Origin of the sequence: Synechococcus sp. CC9605, assembly GCF_000012625.1 — a bacterium.
In the GTDB taxonomy this organism is placed as follows: Bacteria; Cyanobacteriota; Cyanobacteriia; order PCC-6307; family Cyanobiaceae; genus Parasynechococcus.
Genome location: NC_007516.1, coordinates 66678 through 87632 on the forward strand (window position 1 = coordinate 66678; position 20955 = coordinate 87632).

The window sequence follows — 20955 nt, forward strand, 5'->3', positions numbered from 1 at the left end:
CGTTCTTTTACACATCGTTTTCCATGGCCAACAACGCGAGATCCAGCAAGGGTCAGGAGCCCTGCCTTCGGGTGATCCCCCTGGGCGGTCTGCACGAGATCGGTAAGAACACCTGTGTGTTCGAGTACGGCGATGACCTGATGCTGGTGGATGCCGGTCTGGCCTTCCCTAGCGACGGCATGCACGGGGTGAATGTGGTGCTCCCCGACACCAGTTTCCTTCGCGAGAACCAGAAGCGGATCCGCGGCATGATCGTCACCCATGGTCATGAAGACCACATCGGTGGCATCGCCCATCACCTCAAGCACTTCAACATTCCGGTGATCTACGGGCCGCGGCTGGCCCTCTCGATGCTCACCGGCAAGATGGATGAGGCCGGTGTTCGCGACCGCACCACCCTGCAGACCGTCGCTCCGCGCGATGTGGTGAAGGTGGGTCAGCACTTCTCCGTGGAGTTCATCCGCAACACCCACTCGATGGCCGACAGCTTCTCGCTGGCCATCTCCACACCGGTGGGAACGGTGATCTTCACGGGGGATTTCAAGTTCGACCACACCCCGGTCGACGGCGAAAACTTCGACATGGCCCGCCTCGCCCACCACGGTGACAAGGGAGTTCTCTGTCTGTTCAGCGATTCAACCAACTCCGAGGTTCCTGGCTTCTGCCCGCCGGAACGCTCGGTGTTCCCCAACCTAGATCGCCACATCGCCAATGCAGAAGGGCGGGTGATCGTCACCACCTTCGCCAGCTCGATTCATCGCGTGTCGATGATTTTGGAGCTGGCCCTGAAGAACGGCCGCAAGGTGGGGCTGCTGGGCCGCTCGATGCTCAATGTGATCGCCAAGGCGCGGGAACTGGGCTACATGCGCGCGCCGGATGAATTGTTTGTGCCGATCAAACAGATCAACGATGTGCCCGATCGTGAAACGCTGCTGCTGATGACCGGCAGCCAGGGTGAGCCGCTGGCCGCCCTGAGCCGCATCTCCCGTGGTGAGCATCCCCAGGTGAAGGTGAAGACCACCGACACGATCATCTTCTCGGCCAGCCCGATTCCGGGAAACACGATTTCCGTGGTGAACACCATCGACAAGCTGATGATGCTGGGCGCCAAGGTCGTTTACGGCAAGGGTGAAGGCATCCATGTCTCCGGCCATGGCTTCCAGGAAGACCAGAAACTGATGCTGGCCCTCACCAGGCCCAAGTTCTTCGTGCCGGTGCACGGTGAGCACCGGATGCTGGTTCAGCACTCCCGCACCGGTCATGCGATGGGGGTCCCGGTCGACAACACCCTGATCATCGACAACGGTGATGTGGTGGAGCTCACCCCGGATTCGATCCGCAAGGGCAATGCCGTGAAGGCGGGCATCGAGCTGCTGGATCAATCCCGCAACGGCATCGTCGATGCTCGGGTGCTGAAGGAACGCCAGCAGCTGGCGGAAGATGGCGTGGTGACGATCCTTGCCGCCATTAGCACCGATGGCGCCATGGTGGCTCCGCCGCGGGTGAACCTGCGCGGTGTGGTCACCACAGCCGATGCCCGCAAGATGTCGTTGTGGGTGGAGCGCGAAATCAAGTGGGTGCTTGAGAATCGCTGGAAGCAGCTCTGCCGCAACACCGGTGGCAAGGCACCCGAGGTGGACTGGATGGGTGTGCAGCGCGAAGTGGAGGTAGGCCTTGGCCGCCGGATGCGCCGTGAACTTCAGGTGGAGCCGCTGATCCTGTGTCTGGTTCAGCCGGCTCCTGGTGGCACACCGGTTTACAAGGGCCGTGCTGATGCTGAGCCCGATGACCGTCCAGCCCCCCGCGGTCGCGGGGGTCGTGGCGGTGGCTCTCCCTATGGCCGTCGCAACGGCGGTGGCGGTGGAACCCCCGCTCCGGTGCGAAACAACCAGGGCAATGGTCGGTCTGGCTCGGCAACACCGGCCCCCGTTCGTGCCGCTGCGGCAACCGCAGTGGTGGAGAAAGTGGCTCCTCAACCGGTGGCTGAAAAGGCAGCCCCAGCTTCCCCGGAGCCGGAGATGCCTGCAGGCCGCACCCGTCGTCGTCGTTCAGCGGCCAGCTGATCGGGCGAAGACCCCTTTGATCCTGTTAATCAGCCCCATCGGCTCCACGGAGTCGGTGGGGCTTTTGATCTCAGGCTGGAGTTGAACGCGGAGCCATGAGTGTTCCAAAAGCTTTGCGGCCTCAGGCTTCTGGGGTTGGGGCGTTGGCTTGATTGCATCGAGGGGTGGCTCTTCTGTAGTGGGTTCTGGTTCTTGCTGCATCTCGGCCTGGGGATTGGCTTCAGGGCTGACCGTTGGCTCTGGGCTTTGCACAGGAGCCGGAATAGGTGTCAGAGGAGGAAAGGGATCAGCAGTCGGCATGGCCCTTGGCTCCGCATCATTGGACAACCACGGCATTGCGGTGACCAGATCAGCCGGTGCTGGCCTGGCTTGATCGGGATCCGTGCTCAGGAAGGGATCCCTGAGCAGGTCTGTGATGGCGCCATTGGTTGCGGGTGTCGTACCTGCTTCGCTGGCGATGTCTTCTGATTGGCAGCGCTGCAGCCCCTGTTCCGCCAGGGCTGTGATGGTGGCGTCCACGTCACCCTGCACACCCGTTCGTAGGAGATGGCGGCTTGCTCCGGTTGCCGGAGCCCATGCAGCTGGATGTGACCTAGGAGCAACGACACCACCGCCCGCCAGCCCAAGACCAGGCTTGGATCGTGCTCGTCTGGTGCGCTTTCGAGTTGATCCCACAACGCTGAGGCAAGGGTGTGGGCCTTGGCGTAGTCCCCAAGGCCATAGGCCCGTTCCGCGGCTTGGTAGTGCTGCTCGAAATCGGCGTCCACAAGTTGGGGGGCCAGTCCCCCCGTTGTAGGCCGTTAGTCGGGGTCGTGCGGTGAAGCGGTGCCTTGGGCGGTGTGACGCTCTTCACCTCCCAGTCCGAATCCGGCGTGCACCACCTGGAGCGCTTGAACGCCAGCATCTTCGGCCACCACACAGCTGGTTCTGATTTCGCTGGTGGCGATCAGGCCAATGTTGATGCCTGCATCCGCCAGCGCACGGAACATGCGCCCTGCCGTCCCTGGCGTTGCCGGCATTCCCGCGCCCACAGCACTCACCCGGGCAATGGCTTCGCCGTCCTCCAGGGCAGCACCGGGCCACTGGGCCAGCAGAGGTGCCAGGGCCACATCGGCGCGGGCACGGTCGTCTTTGCGCAGGATGAAGGTGATGTCCCGCGATCCGTCGCTGTGCTGACGTTCCGATTGAACGATCGCATCGAGGCTGATGCTGTTGTCTGCCAGGGCTGAACACAGCGCTGCTGCGGTGCCGGGACGATCGGGCACGTGGCGAACACTCAGTTGCACCTGGTCGCGGTCGAGGGCGACGCCGCGCACTTCTGGTTCCCCGCTGCCGTTGTCGGTGGGGTTGATGCGGATTTGCGAGTCCTCCAGGGCGAAGGCCTCTTGCACGGCTTGAACCGCCTTGCTGCCGGCGCCGGAGTCGATCACGCAGCTCACCTTCACCTCACTGGTGGCGATCAGGCGCAGGTTGATGCCCTGCTGACACAAGCACTTGAACAGGCCGGCGGCAATTCCAGGGCGCCCCATGATTCCGGCCCCGCTGATGCTGAGCTTCGTTAGCCCTCCTTCGGAGGCCAGATCGCCGCCCAGTTGATCCAGCACCTTCTGGCAGACAGGGCGGGCCAGCTCGAGATCCGCTTCCGACACCGTGAAGGTGATGTCGTTGCTGCTGCCCTCATGGGTGGCCTGAATGATCAGGTCCACATTGATTCCTGCCTCAGAGAGGGTTTCAAACAGTCGTGCGGCAATCCCAGGCTGATCGGGAATCTGGGAGAGGGCGAGCACGGCCTGTCCGTCCACTTCCTCCATCCCATCCACGGGACTGCCGAGCTCCAGGCCACTGCTGCTGATCGGACGGGCTGAACGGCTGGTGATCCGGGTGCCGGGGGCATCGCTCCAGCTGGAGCGCACCACAAGGTTCACGCCGTAGTTTCGGGCGATTTCAACGGCCCTGGGATGCAGCACGGAGGCCCCAAGGCTGGCGAGTTCCAGCATTTCGTCGCAGCTGATCGTCTCCATCAGCTGGGCATCGGACACTTTGCGCGGATCGGTGCTGAGCACACCCGGAACGTCGGTGTAGATCTCGCAGGCATCGGCACCCAGGGCCGCCGCCAGGGCGACAGCAGAAGTGTCGGAGCCTCCGCGCCCGAGGGTGGTGATTTCGTTGAGGCCATCGCTGCTGGTGCTGGTGCCCTGGAAACCAGCAACCACCACCACCTGGCCAGCTGCGAGGCGGTTGCGGATTCGGTCGGTGCGAATCCCAAGGATCCGGGCCCGGCCATGGGTGGATTCCGTGGCGATGCCCACCTGTGGACCGGTCATCGATGTCGCACTGACCCCCTGGGCGTTCAAGGCCATCGCCAGCAAGGCGATCGACACCTGTTCGCCACTGGCCAACAGCATGTCCATCTCCCGCTGGGTGGGGGCAGAGGTGATGGCGTTGGCCAGACCCGTTAATTCATCGGTGGTGTGGCCCATAGCGGAGACCACAACGACCACGTCGTGCCCTTCCTCACGGCAACGTCCGATCCGATCAGCCACCGCCCTGATGCGTTCCACGCTGCCGACGGAGGTGCCCCCGAATTTCTGCACCAGGAGGGCCATGGGCTGGGCTTCAGCAACGCTGGATTTTCTCACCTGGCCGGCAGTGATTAGCCCAAAAGGCCGTCGCGGAAGGCATCGCCCGGTTGGGCGCCGCGTTTCAGCCGTGCCTCCACCTCGAGGAGACGGCCTAGCAGCGAGAGGAAGCGTTTGGTCGGGCGGCCCTGCAGCTTCTTGCGCATCACGTAGATGCGTTTGGGGTTACCGATCCCAGCGGCCTTGGCGATCACGGCCACATCCCGTTCCCCCTGCTGTTCCAGCAGGCTCACCCAGAGCCAGCCGCGGATCTGACCAGTGAGGGTGGCCACGATGCGCAGAGCTGGTTCCCCTGCTTCGATCAGGGCATCCCAGCGGGCGATCGCTTCGCCGGGGTTGCCCTCCAGAAGTGCATCGCCCACAGCCAGAGCGTTGGTGGAGCGTCCCCCCACCAGCTCCTGCACCCGTGCAGCGGAAATGCTGGTGTCCTGAAGGGAGAGTTTGCGCAGTTCCGATTCCAGCCGGGCGCTGTCGGTGCCGATGGCCTCCACCAGGGCATCGATGGCATCCGGCTCAACCTTCAGGGCCAGGGCCTCGGCCGTGCGTCGCACCAGCTGGCGCTGGCCGTTGCCATCCCAGGCCGCTGGCAGCGGGAAACTTTGCTCCTGATCGATCCCGCTTTTGATCCGCTTCTGCAGGGCTTTGGTGGTGCGTAGGCGACCATCAGGTTTGGCCGGGTTCACCAGCACCAGGTGGCTGCTGTCCGGGATGAGCTCGAGGGCGGCCTCAAACCGGTCGGCCAGCTCGCTTGGGCAGCCATTGCAGAACGGACTGCGCTGCAACAGCACCAGCCGTTCGCCAGTGGCGAAGGGAGGGGTACGGGCCTCCTCGAGGGCCTGCAGGGCCTGACCAGCGTCCGCCCCATCAAGGCGGCTGAGGTTGAGGCTGCTCCAGCTGGGGTCGACAACCTGGCCGATCAGGGCATTGATGGCCCGATCCCGCGCAGCGGCGTCATCACCCCAGAGCAGATGGATCGGCATGGGTTGATGATGGCGTGGATGGCCCAGGACCACCCGATCTTCACCGAAAGCATCCGGCGGATCCGGGCGGCTCTGGGGGACACGGGCCTGCCGCCGCTGCAACAGCAGGTGCTGGAACGGCTGGTGCACAGCAGCGGCGATCTTTCATTGGGAACACTGCTGCGGTTCAGTGAGGGGGCCTGTGAGCAGGGTTTGGCAGCGCTGAAGCAGGGAGCGCCGATCCTGACGGACACCGCGATGGCGGCGGCGGCGGTGGCCCCGATGGCCCAACGGACTCTGGGCACTGCCGTGCACACGGTGCTGGAGTGGGCACCTGAGGCGGTACCGGCGGGTTCAACGCGTACGGCGGCGGGCATGCAGCGGGCCTGGCGCGCGCTCGCGGAGGCGTCACCGGCTCCGGTGGTGCTGATCGGCAGTGCGCCGACCGCCCTTGAGGTGCTGTTGCAGCAGGTGGCCGCCGGTGCTCCAGCCCCCAGCTTGGTGATCGGCATGCCGGTGGGGTTTGTGGGGGTATCGGAAAGCAAGAAGCATTTGGCGGCCAGTGGCCTGGTCCAGATCCGTTTGGAGAGCAGCAGGGGTGGAGCGGGTCTGGTGGCCGCGGCGGTCAATGCTCTGCTTCGCGCTGCTGCAGCACCAGCTCACCCCCCCTCCAGCTGAGTTGCCAGCCTCCGGCAAGATCGGCCGCACCGCTGGGGGCACCGCTTTCCAGTCGCCGGCTGAGCTCGTTGAGCTGGCTGGCAGGCGGGGCTGGTACCCCCTGCTGCTGCAGCCACTGCGCCAGCAGCAGGCGGCGGGTGGCTGAGCTCAACGCCCCCAGGCCGCGGCGGTCCAGGCCGGCAGCGGTTTGCAGAAGCTCCAGAGCCATCTGGCTGAGTTCCGTCTGACTGTCCCGCACCTGGGACACCCGTTCGGCCAGATCGCTGATCCGCTGACTGCAGCCCGGATGCAGTTCCTCGAGCACGGGCAGCACCTCCTGGCGAATCCGATTGCGGGCGAACTCGGGGGATTGGTTGCTGGGGTCCTCCCAGATCGGCAGGGCCAGGTCCCGGCAGATCTGGAGGGTGTCTCTGCGCTGCAGGTGCAGCAGCGGCCGGCGCAGTCGGGGGCCTTCCGGGCTGAGGGGGCGAACGCTGGGCAGGGCTGCCAGGCCGGCCAGGTCGCTGCCGCGGGCCAGCTGCAGCAGCATCGTTTCGGCCCTGTCGCTGGCGGTGTGGCCCGTCACCACATCGGCGCCCGCTTGGTTGCCCCGCTGGGCCAGCCGTTCGTAACGCCATTGCCGGGCTTTGGCTTCGCTGGGCACCTCTCCCGGCGCTGCCTGGTCCACTTGCAGGGAGAGCTGCCGCTGCTTGCACCAGCTGCTCAGTTCCGCGGCGATTCGGCTGGAGTTGTCGTGCCAGCCGTGATCGCCGTGCCACAGGTTCAGGCCCCAGCCATGCAATGGCGCCAGATCTTGCAGCAACGCCAGCAGGGCCATGGAGTCTTGTCCGCCGGACACCGCCAGCAGCAGAGAGCTGCCCTTGGGCAGCAGCTGCGGCTGCATCAGCAGGCGCCGGTGCAGGCGGTCATGCCAGGACGTCCAGCCCAAGGAGGTGGGGTGCGTTTCCCCCACGGTGTGAGAATCAGGGCATCGCTGTCCAGTCCCCCATGACCCGTCTTCAGCAGCTGCCCGTTTCTTTGCAGCGCAGCCTTGAGCAGCGCTCTGCGCTCAAGGTGATCGCTGGCCTGATGAATTTCGATGCCGCCAGTGTGGAGCGGGTTGCTCGTGCAGCCGGGCGTGGCGGTGCTGATCTGATCGACGTGGCTTGCGACCCCGCCCTGGTGCGTCTGGCAATCGAGGCCTCCGGTGGAGTGCCAGTGTGTGTGTCTTCGGTGGAGCCTGAGCAGTTCCCCGCGGTGGTGGAGGCCGGTGCGCTGATGGTGGAGATCGGCAACTACGACGCCTTCTATCCCCAGGGCCGGATCTTTGATGCGGCTGAAGTGCTGGAGCTCACCCGCCGCACCCGCCAACTGCTGCCCAACGTGGTGTTGAGCGTCACTGTGCCCCACGTGTTGCCAATGGATGAGCAGGAGCAGCTGGCCATCGATCTGGTGGCCGCCGGTGCGGATCTGATCCAGACCGAGGGCGGCACCAGTGCCAAGCCCTTCAGTGCTGGCCACCTGGGCCTGATCGAGAAGGCTGCCCCCACCCTTGCAGCGGCCCACAGCATCAGCCGCGCCGTCGATGTGCCCGTTCTCTGTGCTTCGGGTCTGTCGGCGGTGACTCTGCCGATGGCCATCGCTGCCGGTGCGGCCGGCGTAGGCGTCGGTTCAGCAGTGAACTGCCTGCAGGATGAGCTGGCGATGGTGGCCGTTGTTCGTGGTCTGCGTGATGCCCTTGGCAGCGCTGTCGCGACCCGCGTCTGAACCTGAATCTCCGCTGAGCGGAGCACTCTTCCCTTCATGGTGTGAAGAGTGCTCCGCTCGCTCGCGGGAGCAACAGCTCTCGTGTGAAAATCGACACCTGACTTCCAGTTCCATGCAGTTCATCAACACGCTGACCGTTCTGGCCCTGGTGGTGGCGTCCTTCGCTTTGATCGTTGCGGTGCCGGTGCTGTATGCCTCCAGCGAAGACAGCGGCCGCTCCAACCGTCTGATCCTTCTGGGCAGTGCTGTTTGGGTGGCGCTGGTGCTGCTGAACTGGGGTGTGAGCTTCTTCGTCGTCTGAGCTCAGCCTCAGGCAGAACCTGGCAGGTGCCACGATGGCTGAGATTCAGTCGGCACCTTCCCAATGGCCACGTTTGAAGGACGTTTCTCTGACGCAGCCGGGCTGCGCGTCGGCATCGTCGTGGCCCGTTTCAACGACCTGGTCACTGCCAAGTTGCTGAGCGGCTGTCTCGACTGCCTTAAGCGCCATGGCGTGGATGTGTCGGAGACCAGCTCCCAGTTGGACGTGGCCTGGGTGCCAGGTTCGTTCGAACTGCCGATCGTGGCCCAGCAGATGGCCCGCTGCGGTCAGTACCAGGTCCTGATCACCCTTGGGGCGGTGATCCGCGGGGACACGCCCCATTTCGATGTGGTGGTGGCTGAGGCCAGCAAGGGCGTTGCTGCGGTGGCGCGCGATACGTCCGTGCCGGTGATCTTCGGCGTGTTGACCACTGACACGATGCAGCAGGCGCTGGAGCGGGCGGGCATCAAGAGCAATCTCGGCTGGAGCTACGGCCTGGAAGCCCTGGAGATGGGCAGCCTGATGAGGGCCTTGCCGTCGGCTTGAGGCTTCAGGCCGTCAACTGATCGAGCACCTGACGGGCCCGTTGCACCACGGGCTTGGGAACGCCGGCCAGGCGTGCCGCTTCGATGCCGTAGCTACGGCTGGCGCCACCAGCCTGCACCTGATGAAGGAACACCAGATCCTCACCGGTTTCCTCCACCAGCACCTGGAAGTTGGCCACGTTGTCGCGTTCGGCGGCCAGGTTATTGAGTTCGTGATAGTGGGTGGCGAACACCGTGCGGCTGCCCAGGTCGCCCGCCAGGTGCTCGCTCACGGCCCAGGCGATGGAGAGGCCATCGAAGGTGGCGGTGCCCCGCCCGATTTCATCGAGCAGCACCAGGGAACGATCGCTGGCGTGGTGAAGGATGTTGGCGGTTTCAGCCATCTCCACCATGAAGGTGGACTGGCCGGCGGCCAGATCATCCACAGCACCCACCCGGGTGAAGATCCGATCGGCAATGCCGACCGTGGCTGAGCGGGCCGGCACCCAGCTGCCGATCTGAGCCATCAACTGGATCAGGCCGATCTGGCGTAGGTAGCAGCTCTTGCCACTGGCATTGGGGCCCGTGAGCACCACCAGATCGGTGCCCTCACCGAGCTGCACATCATTGGGGGTGAAAGCGGTTTCCACCAGCCGTTGCTCCACCACCGGATGGCGGCTGTCCTCCAGCTGCAGCCCTCGGCCGTCGGTGATGGTTGGTGCGCAGTAGCCACCGCTGGCGGCCACATCGCCCAGGCCGGTGAGGGCATCGAGTGCAGCAACGGCGCGGGCTGCCTGGCGGATCGGGGCGGCCATGGCCCCCACCTGCTCTCGCAGCTGGCAGAACAGCTCGTATTCCCGCTGGCAAGCCCGGGCCCGCAGCTGGAAGATGCGGCCCTCCCGCTCCTTGAGATCCGGGGTAATGAAGCGTTCTTCGTTGGCCAGGGTCTGGCGCCGGATCCAGTGTTCCGGCACGGCGGTGGCCTTGGCTTTGCTCACCGCCAGGAAATAGCCGAAGGTGCGGTGGTGCTGCAGCTTCAGGGTGCTGATGCCACAGCGTTGGCGCTCTTGCTGCTCCTGGTGGCTCAGCCAGGCGTCCTGATCGTCCAGCTGGTTGCGCAGCCCATCCAGCAGCGGGTCGACGCCGTCATGGATCAGATCGCCCTCGGAGAGGGAGAGCGGTGGGGCCTCCACCAGCTTGTGGCGAATTGTTCGGGCCAGCTCCGCCAGGGCTGGATCGGGGCTGAGCAGCTGCTGCAACCACTCCGGCCCTGTGCTGATTGCCGATTTCAGCCGAGCGGTGAGCTGGGGCAACCGTTCAAGGCCATCGGCGATGGCCACAAGATCGCGGGCACCGGCATGGCCCGCCCCGGCCCGGCCGGCCAGCCGTTCCAGGTCCCCCATCGGCCGAAGTAGCTGGCGGATCGCCAGTCGCAGGCTGCGTTCACCCACCAGGCTGCTCACCAGATCCTGGCGCTGCTGAATGGCCTGGCGGTCCATCAACGGTGCTTCCAGCCAGCGGCGTAGGCAACGGCCGCCCATGGCGGTGAGGGTGCGATCGATGGCCCAGAGCAATGACCCCTGCAACTGGTTGTCGCGCTGGGTGGCGGTGAGCTCGAGGTTGCGGCGGGTCTGGGCATCCAGCACCAGGGCATCGCCGCGGTGCACGATTGCCGGCACTTCGAGGGGAATGCGGCTGTCCTCCTCCAGGGGCTGGGTGTCCTGCAGGTAGCCCAGCAGGCCACCGAGGGCCTGCAGGGCTAGGGGGTGCTCCGGTAGGCCGAGGCCATCGAGGCTGCTGAGGCCGTAGTGCTGCTGCAGGGTGCGCTCCGCCTCCACTGGGCTGAAGGGGGTGCTGGCCATTGGCGTCAGCCGCAACCGTTCCGGGCACCAGGCCGGCCGCTCAGTATCGAGGGCGGCGGCCCAGAGCAATTCGGAGGCCTCCTGCTGGGCCAGCTGCTGGTGCAGGGCGCTGCTGTCTTCTCGTTGCATCACTTGCACCTCGCCGGTGCTCACATCGGCGCTGGCCAGGCCCCAGCGCAGCGGTTGTTTTCCCTGGGCCGGCTCCACCACCACCGCCGCCAGCCAGTTGTTGCGGCGGGCGCTGAGCATGCCCTCCTCCAACACGGTGCCGGGGGTCAGCACCCGGGTGATGTCCCGCTTGAGCAGGGCACCCTTGGTGGGAGTGGTTTCGAGTTGATCGCAGAGGGCCACGCTGTAGCCCTGCTTGATCAGTTCGGCGCAATAGCGCTCGGCGGCGTGGTGGGGGATGCCCGCCATCGGCACCCGGCCGATGGCCTTGCCGCCCTCCTTGCCGGTGAGGGTGAGTTCCAGCACCCGGGAGAGCTCGATCGCGTCTTCGAAGAAGCATTCGAAGAAGTCGCCCAGGCGGTAGAGCAGCACCCTTTCGGGATGGGCTGCTTTTAGCTCCACGTAGTGGCGCAGCATCGGTGTGAGCTGCAGCGGGTCCAGCTGGCTGTGATGGCCCCAGGCTGGTTCGTCTCTGCTGGGTTCTGAATCGTTTGCAGCCGGAGCTTCGCTGCTGCCCTCGCTTGCCGTGGCCTGGCGCGTTCGGGGCCGGGCGGCTGCATCGGCCCCAAGTTCGTCGTCGCTGAGATCGTGGCTGGCGGTCTCAGGCTCGCTGGCCGTTGCTGTCGCCGATGGGGCGGCCGGCTCAGGCGCCCCGAACAGATTGCCCTGCAGGGCGTCGTCAGGGGGCTGGGACGCGGACCGGGGCATCGGCTGATCTGACGAATACGGATCGTACCGGGCCTGACCCGATTGAGATGCCTCAGCGGCGCAGCACCATCAGCTGCTGGGGGTTCGCATCCTGGAAGCCCAGCTGCCGGTAGAAGCCGGCACTCTTGGTGGTCATCAGATACACCCGCTCCACGCCCACCACCGGTGGGGTGTGGAGCAGTTCCTCGATCACCCGGCGGCCGAGGCCGTGGCCCTGCAGATCGCCGGCCACCACGATGTCCCAGAGCACGGCCCGGCTGAAGCCATCGGAGGTGGCCCGGCCGAAGCCCACTAGCCGCTTGCCGCGCCAGAGGCTCACCACGGCGTCGCTCCCGGCCAGCAATCGCCGCAGCTGGCTAAAGCTGCGGCCGCGGGCCCAGAAGGCGTGGCGATCGAACAGCCGTTGCAGTTTGAGCAGGGCACGGCTGGGGCGCAGATCCGGCCCGAGGCCCAGCCAGCGCAGGCCTGGAGCACCGGGGGCATGGTGAACCAGCCGGATCGGGGTCACGGGTGGGGGAGCCGCAGCACTTCATCTTGCTCCCCGGCGATAATCGACAGCCGCCGTCTGGCACAGCAACTATGCCCGCCTACGACCTCACGGCTCCCTATTCCCCCAAAGGTGACCAGCCCACGGCGATCGAGCAGCTGGTGAAGGGGGTGAATGGCGGCGAGCGCTATCAGACCCTGCTGGGGGCCACGGGCACGGGCAAGACCTTCACGATGGCCAACGTCATCGCCAAGACCGGTCGTCCGGCGCTGGTGTTGGCCCACAACAAGACGTTGGCGGCGCAGCTGTGCAACGAGCTGCGGGAGTTCTTCCCCGAGAACGCCGTTGAATACTTCATCTCTTACTACGACTACTACCAACCGGAGGCCTACGTTCCGGTCAGCGACACCTATATCGCCAAGACGGCGTCGATCAACGAGGAAATCGACATGCTGCGCCATTCGGCGACCCGGTCGCTGTTTGAACGGCGTGATGTGATCGTGGTGGCCTCGATCAGTTGCATCTACGGCCTTGGTATTCCCAGTGAATACCTCAAGGCGGCGGTGAAGTTCGAGGTGGGGGAGACCCTCAACATTCGCGGCCAGCTGCGGGAGTTGGTGAACAACCAGTACAGCCGCAACGACACCGAAATCGCCCGCGGTCGTTTTCGGATGAAGGGGGATGTGCTGGAGATCGGCCCGGCTTATGAAGACCGGCTGGTGCGCATTGAACTGTTCGGTGATGAGGTGGAGGCGATTCGCTATGTCGACCCCACCACTGGCGAGATCCTGCAAAGCATGGACGCGGTGAACATCTACCCGGCCAAGCACTTCGTCACCCCGAAAGACCGGCTCGATTCGGCGATCAGCGCCATTCGCTCGGAGCTGCGGGAGCGGCTGGATGTGCTCAACGGCGAAGGCAAGTTGCTGGAGGCCCAGCGGCTGGAGCAGCGCACCAAATACGACCTGGAGATGCTGGGGCAGGTGGGCTACTGCAACGGGGTGGAGAACTACGCCCGCCATTTGGCTGGCCGGGAGGAAGGCACCCCGCCGGAGTGCCTGATCGATTACTTCCCGGACGACTGGCTGCTGATCGTGGATGAGAGCCACGTCACCTGCTCCCAGCTGCAGGCGATGTACAACGGGGACCAGGCCCGTAAAAAGGTGCTGATCGAGCACGGCTTCCGCCTGCCCAGTGCCGCCGACAACCGGCCGCTCAAGGGGGAAGAGTTCTGGGACAAGGCCAAGCAGACGGTGTTCGTCTCAGCCACCCCGGGCAACTGGGAAATGGAGGTGAGCGGCGGCGAGGTGGCCGAACAGGTGATCCGCCCGACTGGGGTGCTGGACCCAGTGGTGGAGGTGCGACCCACCACCGGTCAGGTGGACGATCTGCTGGGGGAAATCCGCGATCGGGCTGCCAAGAACCAGCGGGTGCTGGTAACCACCTTGACCAAGCGGATGGCGGAAGATCTCACCGATTACCTGGCGGAGAACGATGTGCGGGTGCGCTACCTCCACTCGGAGATCCATTCGATCGAGCGGATCGAGATCATTCAGGACCTGCGGCTCGGGGAATATGACGTGTTGGTGGGGGTGAACCTGCTGCGGGAGGGTCTGGACCTGCCGGAGGTGAGCCTGGTGGCGATCCTCGATGCCGACAAGGAAGGCTTCCTGCGGGCTGAACGCTCGTTGATCCAGACCATCGGCCGTGCGGCTCGCCATGTGGAGGGGGTGGCGCTGCTCTATGCCGACAACATGACCGAGTCGATGGCCAAAGCCATCTCCGAGACCGAACGGCGTCGGGCGATCCAGCAGGCCTACAACGAGAAGCACGGCGTCGTGCCCACCGCTGCGGGCAAGAAGGCCAGCAACTCGATCCTCAGCTTCCTGGAGTTGAGCCGCAAGTTGAAGCAAGACGGTCCCGATGCCGATCTGGTGGAAGTGGTGGGCAAGGCCGCCCAGGCCCTGGAGAACGACCCCGATGCCGGCCTGGCGTTGGAGGCGCTGCCGGAGTTGATCGATCAGCTCGAGGCCAAGATGAAGGAGGCGGCCAAGAAGCTCGACTTTGAGGAAGCCGCCAACCTGCGGGATCGGGTGAAGCAGCTGCGTCAGAAGATGGCCGGCTCCCGTTGAAATTCACGGTGGGAACCCTTGGCAATTGACCATTGGTCCCTCCGTAAGGCAGAGTCTCCAAGTCGTCAGGGACACGCCCGCGTCGACACCTGCGGATGTAGCTCAGTGGTAGAGCATCTCCTTGCCAAGGAGAGGGTCGAGAGTTCGAATCTCTTCATCCGCTTGATTCAGAACCCAGTCCAGAAGGGCATTCTGCGAGTGAGCCTCCATTAAGCTGCACCCGATTCGGTTGCTGCTATCCATGCTCAAGCTCCTGCTGGGTGATCCCAATGCCCGCAAGCTGAAGCGTTACCAGCCGATCGTTTCGGATATTCAGCTGCTTGAAGAGGAGATCGCTCCGCTCTCCGACGATGAGTTACGTGGCAGAACCGCTGCCTTCCAGGAGCGTTTGGCCAATGCCGGCAGTCTGGCGAACCAGCGGCCGATCCTCGACGAGATCCTGCCTGAGGCCTTTGCCGTTGTTCGTGAAGCCGGCAAGCGGGTGCTGGGCATGCGTCATTTCGATGTCCAGCTGATTGGCGGCATGGTGCTGCATGAAGGCCAGATCGCCGAGATGAAAACTGGCGAAGGCAAAACTCTGGTTGCCACCCTTCCGAGCTACCTCAACGCCCTCACTGGTCGTGGCGTGCACGTCGTGACGGTGAACGATTACCTGGCCCGCCGTGATGCCGAGTGGATGGGCCAGGTGCATCGCTTCCTCGGTTTATCCGTGGGCCTGATCCAGCAGGACATGCGTCCTGAGGAGCGCCGACGTAACTACAACTGCGATATCACCTACGCCACCAATTCAGAGCTGGGCTTCGATTACCTGCGCGACAACATGGCTGCCGACATCTCGGAGGTGGTGCAGCGGGAGTTTCAGTACTGCGTGATCGATGAGGTCGATTCGATCCTGATCGACGAAGCCCGCACCCCTCTGATCATTTCTGGTCAGGTGGAACGGCCCCAGGAGAAGTACCAGCAGGCGGCCGAGGTGGCCAATGCCCTTGCTCGCGCTGCCGAGTTAAGCAAAGACGGCATCGATCCCGAGGGGGATTACGAGGTGGATGAAAAGCAGCGCAGCTGCACCCTCACCGATGAAGGCTTTGCCAAGGCCGAGCAGATGCTCGGGGTGGCTGATCTGTTCAACCCCCAGGACCCCTGGGCCCACTACATCACCAACGCTCTGAAGGCCAAGGAGCTGTTCGTCAAGGATGTGAACTACATCGTGCGCGATGGCGAAGCGGTGATCGTGGATGAGTTCACCGGTCGGGTGATGCCTGGGCGCCGTTGGAGTGACGGCCAGCACCAAGCCATTGAGGCCAAGGAGGCCCTTGCGATCCAATCAGAAACGCAGACCCTCGCTTCGATCACGTATCAGAACTTTTTCCTGCTCTATCCCCGCTTGGCCGGCATGACCGGCACGGCCAAAACGGAAGAGGTTGAATTCGAGAAGACCTACAAACTCGAAACCACAATCGTCCCCACCAACCGGGTCCGGGCGCGTCAGGACTGGGCCGATCAGGTTTACAAAACCGAGGCTGCAAAATGGCGCGCTGTGGCCAACGAAACAGCTGAGATCCACAAGAACGGACGGCCGGTGCTAGTCGGCACCACCTCGGTGGAGAAAAGCGAACTGCTGAGTTCGCTGCTGGCGGAGCAGGAGATCCCCCACAACCTGCTCAACGCGAAGCCGGAGAATGTGGAGCGCGAATCGGAGATCGTCGCCCAGGCGGGTCGGGCTGGCGCTGTGACCATCGCCACCAACATGGCGGGCCGTGGTACTGACATCATCCTTGGTGGCAACAGCGACTACATGGCCCGCTTGAAGTTGCGGGAGGTGCTGCTGGGCCGTCTTGTGAAGCCGGAAGAGGATCACACGCCGCCCGTGCCTTTGCAGCGCAGTGCTCCGGGCGGGTTCTCTGATGCTGCGGCGCCTTCGCTGCCCCGCAGCGGCGAGAGCCTCTATCCCTGCCCCCTCACCGATGACACCGATCAAGCCCTCGGCCAGCTGGCGCGTGATCTGGTCAAGGCCTGGGGCGATCGTGCCCTCACGGTGATTGAGCTGGAGGAGCGCATCGCCACTGCTGCGGAGAAAGCACCCACTGAGGCTCCCCAGATTCAGGCATTGCGCGAGGCGATCGCCCGGGTGAAGGGTGAATACGACGCCGTGGTAAAGCAGGAAGAAAGCCGCGTTCGCGAGGCTGGCGGCCTGCATGTGATCGGCACGGAACGGCATGAGTCCCGCCGTGTCGATAACCAACTTCGTGGCCGTGCCGGCCGCCAGGGCGACCCCGGATCCACTCGCTTTTTCCTCTCATTGGGCGACAACTTGCTGCGGATCTTCGGCGGTGATCGCGTTGCCGGTCTGATGAATGCCTTCCGCGTGGAGGAAGACATGCCGATTGAATCCGGCATGCTCACCCGTTCGCTGGAGGGAGCTCAGAAGAAGGTGGAGACCTACTACTACGACATCCGCAAGCAGGTGTTCGAGTACGACGAGGTGATGAACAACCAGCGGCGTGCGGTGTATTCCGAACGCCGCCGAGTGCTGGATGGCCGTGCTTTGAAGAAGCAAGTGATCGGTTACGGCGAACGCACCATGGGAGAAATCGTGGAGGCCTATGTGAATCCTGACCTGCCGCCGGAGGAATGGGATCTCGATCAGCTGGTCGGCAAGGTGAAAGAGTTCATCTATTTGTTGGAAGATCTCACCCCTGACCAGGTTCAGGGCCTCGGCATGGAGGAACTCAAGGCCTTTCTTCAGGAGCAACTACGCAATGCCTATGACCTCAAAGAAGGCCAGATTGAGCAACAGCGCCCTGGGCTGATGCGTGAGGCTGAGCGCTTCTTCATCCTTCAGCAGATTGATACCCTTTGGCGTGAACATCTCCAGGCGATGGATGCCCTGCGTGAATCGGTGGGTCTGCGTGGCTACGGTCAGAAAGATCCGCTCATTGAATACAAGAATGAGGGTTACGACATGTTCCTTGAAATGATGACGAATATGCGCCGTAATGTCATCTATTCAATGTTCATGTTCCAGCCGCAAGCACCCAAAAACTAGTCTTAATGAACCAGAGTAAAGGCGCTGTTCTAGTGAATTTTTAATCAATATTTCCTTATTTATTATTGGCTCATGCGGAATATTTGCTGGTTGAATATGATGTATTTGGTCAGTTTTATGGAGTCACGCAATATGATATTGCGTATAAAGATAAAAAACCTTTTCTTACTTGCTACTAGTGCTTTATGTGAGATTAGCCTTGAATGTTGTCTTGTTTTCGCGCAGTGTGTGTTTCAGGGCTTCCTGACGGCGAGGTTCGCCTTGGAGGATCAATGTAAATTTCTGGGTCAAAAGTATTGGCCATAAAATTAATTAAATCGGCCAGCTGTGAGCTCTTTATCTAGTGCTATCTCCCAGGAATTCCAAGATTTCTCGGTCTTTGAGATTCTGGGCTTCACCAGAGCATTCTTCAAGGAGCTGCCGACCGGCCGCCACCTCCTGTAGGCAGCGTTTGAGGTTCATCACTGTGTTCTCGAGCTGATCGATCCGTTCCATCAAGTTGCGGATCACGTTTGCTTCCGCATCCGGAAGGGCCGAATGGGCAAGTGGATTGATCCTTACACCGCTCTGGTGGATCACCCTTCCGGGGATGCCCACCACCGTGCAGTCGCTCTCCACATCGCGGACCACCACGGATCCAGCGCCAATGCGGGTGTTGGTCCCGATCGTGATTGCACCCAACACCTTGGCGCCTGCACCCACTACCACGTTCTCCGCCAGGGTTGGGTGGCGCTTGCCGTGTTCCTTGCCTGTGCCTCCCAGGGTGACGCCTTGATACAGCAGGCAACGGTGGCCGATTTCGGCGGTCTCGCCGATCACCACCCCCATGCCATGGTCAATGAACACGCTGTGGCCGATCCGGGCGCCGGGGTGAATCTCGATCCCGGTGAGTGCACGGCCAATCTGGCTGAGGCAACGGGCAGCCAGCTTCAGGGGCAGCTGACAGCTCCAAAGGCGATGGCTGATCCGGTGCAGGCTGATCGCCTGGAAGCCGGGATAACAAAACAGGATCTCCAGCCAGCCACGGGCAGCCGGATCGCGCTCGCGGATGATCGCGAGGTCGGCACGGATGTGATCAAACATCGCAGGGGGGTCAGCTGGCGGCCGCCGGGGTCTGCAGGCCAATCTCCTTGCGGAGTAGATCAATCGTATCGGTGCTGAGGTAGCTCTCGGCGCAATGCACCTGGGGCATGCGCATCAGCTGGGAGCGGTTCTGGCGCAGGCTCTGCTCCACCAGTGGCAGGCTTGGTCGATCACAGAGCACGTGGCTGGAGGCCCGCAGTAGGGCCAGTAGGCGGCTGCCCACATCCGGGGTGGCGGTCATCAGCAGCAATTCGTTGCCACGCATGGAGTGGAGAATCACTTCCGCAGCCCGCAGAATGCCGGGGCTGATGCTCACCAGCCCCACACAGCTGCCAGGACGCAATTCCTTGAGCATGGCCAGTTCCTGGCGGAAGTCGTTCAGGTCAACGGCCACGGCGCGGACGCTGTGTTTCTTGGCGAGCTCCTCCACTGGTTGAAGGAAATAACGGCTTGTCACCACCGTGCCGTTACTGGAGTTCTCCAGCACGCTTTCCAGCTCTTCCAGCGGCACCACTTCCACCGGCACATCTAGGCAGGGTTCCAGTTCCTCGGCAATCAGCATCGAGGCGCCGATGTCTTCCCGCGGCGTGCTCACCAGCACGCGGGCTCCGCAGCGCAGGCGCCAGTCAATCTCCCGAGTCAGCAGTTCCCTGGTCTGCTGCAGGGTGCAGCCTGCATTCAGCAGGCCATCCACGCACTTCCGCACTTCACGGTCGAGGTCGGTGACGCCCCGGTTGCGGATGTGTGGAGGCGTTTTGATTTCCCGGGGTTTTTGCTGGTCGCGCACATAGATGCCAGAGCCGGCCATGGCTTCAACGACGCCATCGGTTTCCAGCTGGCGGTACACCTTGCTGATCGTGTTGCGGTGCAGTCCGGTTTGCATTGCCAGCTGCCGGGTGCTGGGAAGGCGATGCCCCGGCGGGTAATGCCTTGCTGCGATGGCAAAACAGATCTGGTTGTAGAGCTGCGTCGACGCCGGAATGTCGCTTTCCTGTTGGATATGGAATCGCACGCCGGTGGGACAGGTCGGAATGCGGCCACCATACGGAGCGAATTGCTTGGTGACAATTAGGGGTGTGTCCTATGCAGTTATGGAAAGTTCTGGGCTGGGCCGAAGTGATTGGGTCGAGGTTCTGAATGGGCCCGTTCGCTTGCGTTGTTGGTGGGCGGAGCCAGTCATCGCCGCGAACGATATTGAGTCGAAACCGTTTATAAATCGTGCCTATATCGTGCTACCTGAGGTGTTCGGTGTGAATGGCTGGGTTCGCAGCGTCGCGGATCGCCTGGCCGCCCATGGCCATCCGGCCCTGGTCATTCCTTTGTTTGCCCGCACGGCGCCCGATCTGGAGTTGTCCTATGAACCGTCCGATCTGGCTCAAGGGCGGCGTCACAAGGACGCCACCACCACCGAGCAGATCCTTGGTGATGTTGCTGCTGCTGTCAGCTGGTTAGGAGTCCGTTACCCGCAGGCCGCCGTGCATGTGGTGGGGTTCTGCTTCGGGGGGCATGCCGCCTTTCTGGCCGCCACGTTGCCCGGGGTTAAGCACGCCTTCGATTTTTACGGCGCAGGGGTGAGCCGGATGCGGCCCGGCGGTGGAGAGCCATCGCTTGCTCTGCTGCCTGAGATCAAGGCACGGCTCACTTGTGTGTTCGGCACGGCCGATCCACTGATCCCTCTCGAGGATCGCGAAGCGATAAGGGTTGCCCTGAGCAAGGCTGATCCCGCCTGCCAGCGCTTGCGCTTTGTGGAGTACGCCGGTGCCGACCATGGCTTCATGTGCGAAGCCCGCAGCAACTTCCATCCCCAGGCCTCAGCCCAGGGATGGAGCCTGCTGCTTGGTGACGATCCTGCGGTTTAGCCCTGGGGGCTGGCCACCTTGGCTGCGGTGGGCCTGGGTGGTGCCGGAATGGTGCGCACGGCCTTGTTGGCGGCTTGCTCCTTTTCCTCCTTCTTCACCAGCGGTGTTTTGCGCGGGGTGAGGAACATGATCATGTTGCGGCCCTCCCGCTTGGGGGCCTGCTGGATCTCGGCCTTTTCCTCTAGATCCTTTGCCATCCGCCGCAGCAGGGTTTCCGCCAGCGCGGTGTGCTGAATCTCGCGGCCGCGGAAGATTACGGTGCACTTCACCTTGTCGCCCGCTTTGAGGAAGCGCTGCGCCTGGCCGATCCGCACGTCGTAGTCGTGCTGATCGATCTTGTAGCGCATCTTGACCTCCTTAACTTCGGTCTGGTGCGACTTCTTCTTGGCCTCTTTGGCTTTCTTTTCCTGCTCGAACTTGAACTTGCCGTAATCCATGATCCGGCAGACCGGTGGGTCAGCCTTCTCGCTCACTAGCACTAGATCCAGTTCCCTGTCGCGGGCCACATCCAGGGCTTCTTCGCGGCTGATCACGCCCAGCTGAGCGCCGTCTGAGTCGACCACCCGCAACTGGGGGTAGTTGATCCGGTCGTTGATGTTGGGCAGCTCCCGAACCGGGGCACGACGGTCAAAACGGGGACGTGGGGGCATTCAGGCGGTGACGGGGACAGGTGCAGACAACTTCGCTTAATACAACGTCT

General features: G+C 63.3%; 17 protein-coding genes and 1 tRNA gene. 9 read left to right on the top strand and 9 right to left on the bottom strand.

Annotated features, from left to right (window positions below):
- The first annotated feature begins 23 nt into the window (after positions 1-23).
- Positions 24-2063 carry a ribonuclease J gene (locus SYNCC9605_RS00355; protein ID WP_011363108.1) on the top strand — a complete coding sequence of 680 codons (2040 nt, stop codon included), beginning with the start codon at positions 24-26 and terminating at the stop codon, positions 2061-2063.
- On the opposite strand, the gene SYNCC9605_RS00360 is transcribed toward SYNCC9605_RS00355, so the two are convergent.
- The 3 genes from SYNCC9605_RS00360 to holA form a co-directional block, all read right to left on the bottom strand.
- Entirely contained in the window at positions 2049-2582 is a 534-nt protein-coding gene (locus SYNCC9605_RS00360; protein ID WP_156782931.1) for a hypothetical protein, read from the bottom strand. The genes SYNCC9605_RS00355 and SYNCC9605_RS00360 overlap by 15 nt on opposite strands.
- A 281-nt stretch (positions 2583-2863) precedes the next feature.
- On the bottom strand, positions 2864-4669 hold the full coding sequence (locus SYNCC9605_RS00365) for an aspartate kinase (protein ID WP_011363110.1): 1806 nt from the start codon (positions 4667-4669) through the stop codon (positions 2864-2866).
- Positions 4670-4716: 47 nt separating this feature from the next.
- Entirely contained in the window at positions 4717-5682 is a 966-nt protein-coding gene (gene holA / locus SYNCC9605_RS00370) for a DNA polymerase III subunit delta (RefSeq protein WP_011363111.1), read from the bottom strand.
- Between holA and SYNCC9605_RS00375 the strand changes: the two genes are divergently transcribed.
- Positions 5671-6339: a precorrin-8X methylmutase gene (locus SYNCC9605_RS00375; protein ID WP_257929702.1), complete on the top strand. Its 669-nt coding sequence runs from the start codon at positions 5671-5673 to the stop codon at positions 6337-6339. The two genes, holA and SYNCC9605_RS00375, sit on opposite strands and share 12 nt — an antisense overlap.
- On the opposite strand, the gene tilS is transcribed toward SYNCC9605_RS00375, so the two are convergent.
- Positions 6287-7291 carry a tRNA lysidine(34) synthetase TilS gene (tilS, locus tag SYNCC9605_RS00380; RefSeq protein WP_011363113.1) on the bottom strand — a complete coding sequence of 335 codons (1005 nt, stop codon included), beginning with the start codon at positions 7289-7291 and terminating at the stop codon, positions 6287-6289. The genes SYNCC9605_RS00375 and tilS overlap by 53 nt on opposite strands.
- A 35-nt stretch (positions 7292-7326) precedes the next feature.
- Here tilS and SYNCC9605_RS00385 point away from each other — a divergent pair, with 35 nt between their 5' ends.
- The 3 genes from SYNCC9605_RS00385 to ribH all read left to right on the top strand — a co-directional run bounded on the left by SYNCC9605_RS00385 (position 7327) and on the right by ribH (position 8932).
- The gene (locus SYNCC9605_RS00385; protein WP_011363114.1) at positions 7327-8085 is read left to right on the top strand and encodes a DUF561 domain-containing protein; all 759 of its coding nucleotides are present in this window, start codon (positions 7327-7329) and stop codon (positions 8083-8085) included.
- Positions 8086-8197: 112 nt separating this feature from the next.
- Positions 8198-8386: a photosystem II reaction center protein PsbZ gene (psbZ, locus tag SYNCC9605_RS00390; protein WP_006850156.1), complete on the top strand. Its 189-nt coding sequence runs from the start codon at positions 8198-8200 to the stop codon at positions 8384-8386.
- A gap of 63 nt (positions 8387-8449) precedes the next feature.
- Positions 8450-8932 carry a 6,7-dimethyl-8-ribityllumazine synthase gene (gene ribH / locus SYNCC9605_RS00395; RefSeq protein WP_011363116.1) on the top strand — a complete coding sequence of 161 codons (483 nt, stop codon included), beginning with the start codon at positions 8450-8452 and terminating at the stop codon, positions 8930-8932.
- Between the two features lie 4 nt (positions 8933-8936).
- Here the strand turns inward: ribH and mutS are convergent, their stop codons facing one another.
- Both mutS and SYNCC9605_RS00405 read right to left on the bottom strand, forming a co-directional pair.
- Entirely contained in the window at positions 8937-11648 is a 2712-nt protein-coding gene (mutS, locus tag SYNCC9605_RS00400) for a DNA mismatch repair protein MutS (protein WP_011363117.1), read from the bottom strand.
- Between the two features lie 52 nt (positions 11649-11700).
- On the bottom strand, positions 11701-12156 hold the full coding sequence (locus SYNCC9605_RS00405; RefSeq protein ID WP_011363118.1) for a GNAT family N-acetyltransferase: 456 nt from the start codon (positions 12154-12156) through the stop codon (positions 11701-11703).
- 71 nt (positions 12157-12227) lie between these two features.
- Here SYNCC9605_RS00405 and uvrB point away from each other — a divergent pair, with 71 nt between their 5' ends.
- The 3 genes from uvrB to secA all read left to right on the top strand — a co-directional run bounded on the left by uvrB (position 12228) and on the right by secA (position 17313).
- On the top strand, positions 12228-14267 hold the full coding sequence (gene uvrB, locus SYNCC9605_RS00410) for an excinuclease ABC subunit UvrB (RefSeq protein ID WP_041434310.1): 2040 nt from the start codon (positions 12228-12230) through the stop codon (positions 14265-14267).
- 91 nt (positions 14268-14358) lie between these two features.
- A tRNA-Gly gene (locus tag SYNCC9605_RS00415) sits at positions 14359-14430 on the top strand.
- 78 nt (positions 14431-14508) lie between these two features.
- The gene (gene secA, locus SYNCC9605_RS00420) at positions 14509-17313 is read left to right on the top strand and encodes a preprotein translocase subunit SecA (RefSeq protein WP_011363120.1); all 2805 of its coding nucleotides are present in this window, start codon (positions 14509-14511) and stop codon (positions 17311-17313) included.
- A 336-nt stretch (positions 17314-17649) separates the two neighbouring features.
- Here secA and cysE read toward each other — a convergent pair whose 3' ends face one another.
- Complete coding sequence (cysE, locus tag SYNCC9605_RS00430; RefSeq protein ID WP_011363121.1) at positions 17650-18396, bottom strand: serine O-acetyltransferase; 747 nt, start codon at positions 18394-18396, stop codon at positions 17650-17652.
- Between the two features lie 10 nt (positions 18397-18406).
- A complete protein-coding gene (locus SYNCC9605_RS00435) occupies positions 18407-19408 on the bottom strand; it encodes a GntR family transcriptional regulator (RefSeq protein ID WP_011363122.1) in 1002 nt (333 codons plus the stop codon).
- Between the two features lie 79 nt (positions 19409-19487).
- Between SYNCC9605_RS00435 and SYNCC9605_RS00440 the strand changes: the two genes are divergently transcribed.
- On the top strand, positions 19488-20255 hold the full coding sequence (locus SYNCC9605_RS00440; protein ID WP_041434313.1) for a dienelactone hydrolase family protein: 768 nt from the start codon (positions 19488-19490) through the stop codon (positions 20253-20255).
- Here the strand turns inward: SYNCC9605_RS00440 and infC are convergent.
- Positions 20252-20905 (bottom strand): translation initiation factor IF-3, encoded by a 654-nt coding sequence (infC, locus tag SYNCC9605_RS00445; RefSeq protein ID WP_011363124.1) that lies wholly within the window; start codon positions 20903-20905, stop codon positions 20252-20254. The two genes, SYNCC9605_RS00440 and infC, sit on opposite strands and share 4 nt — an antisense overlap.
- Positions 20906-20955: the final 50 nt, after the last annotated feature.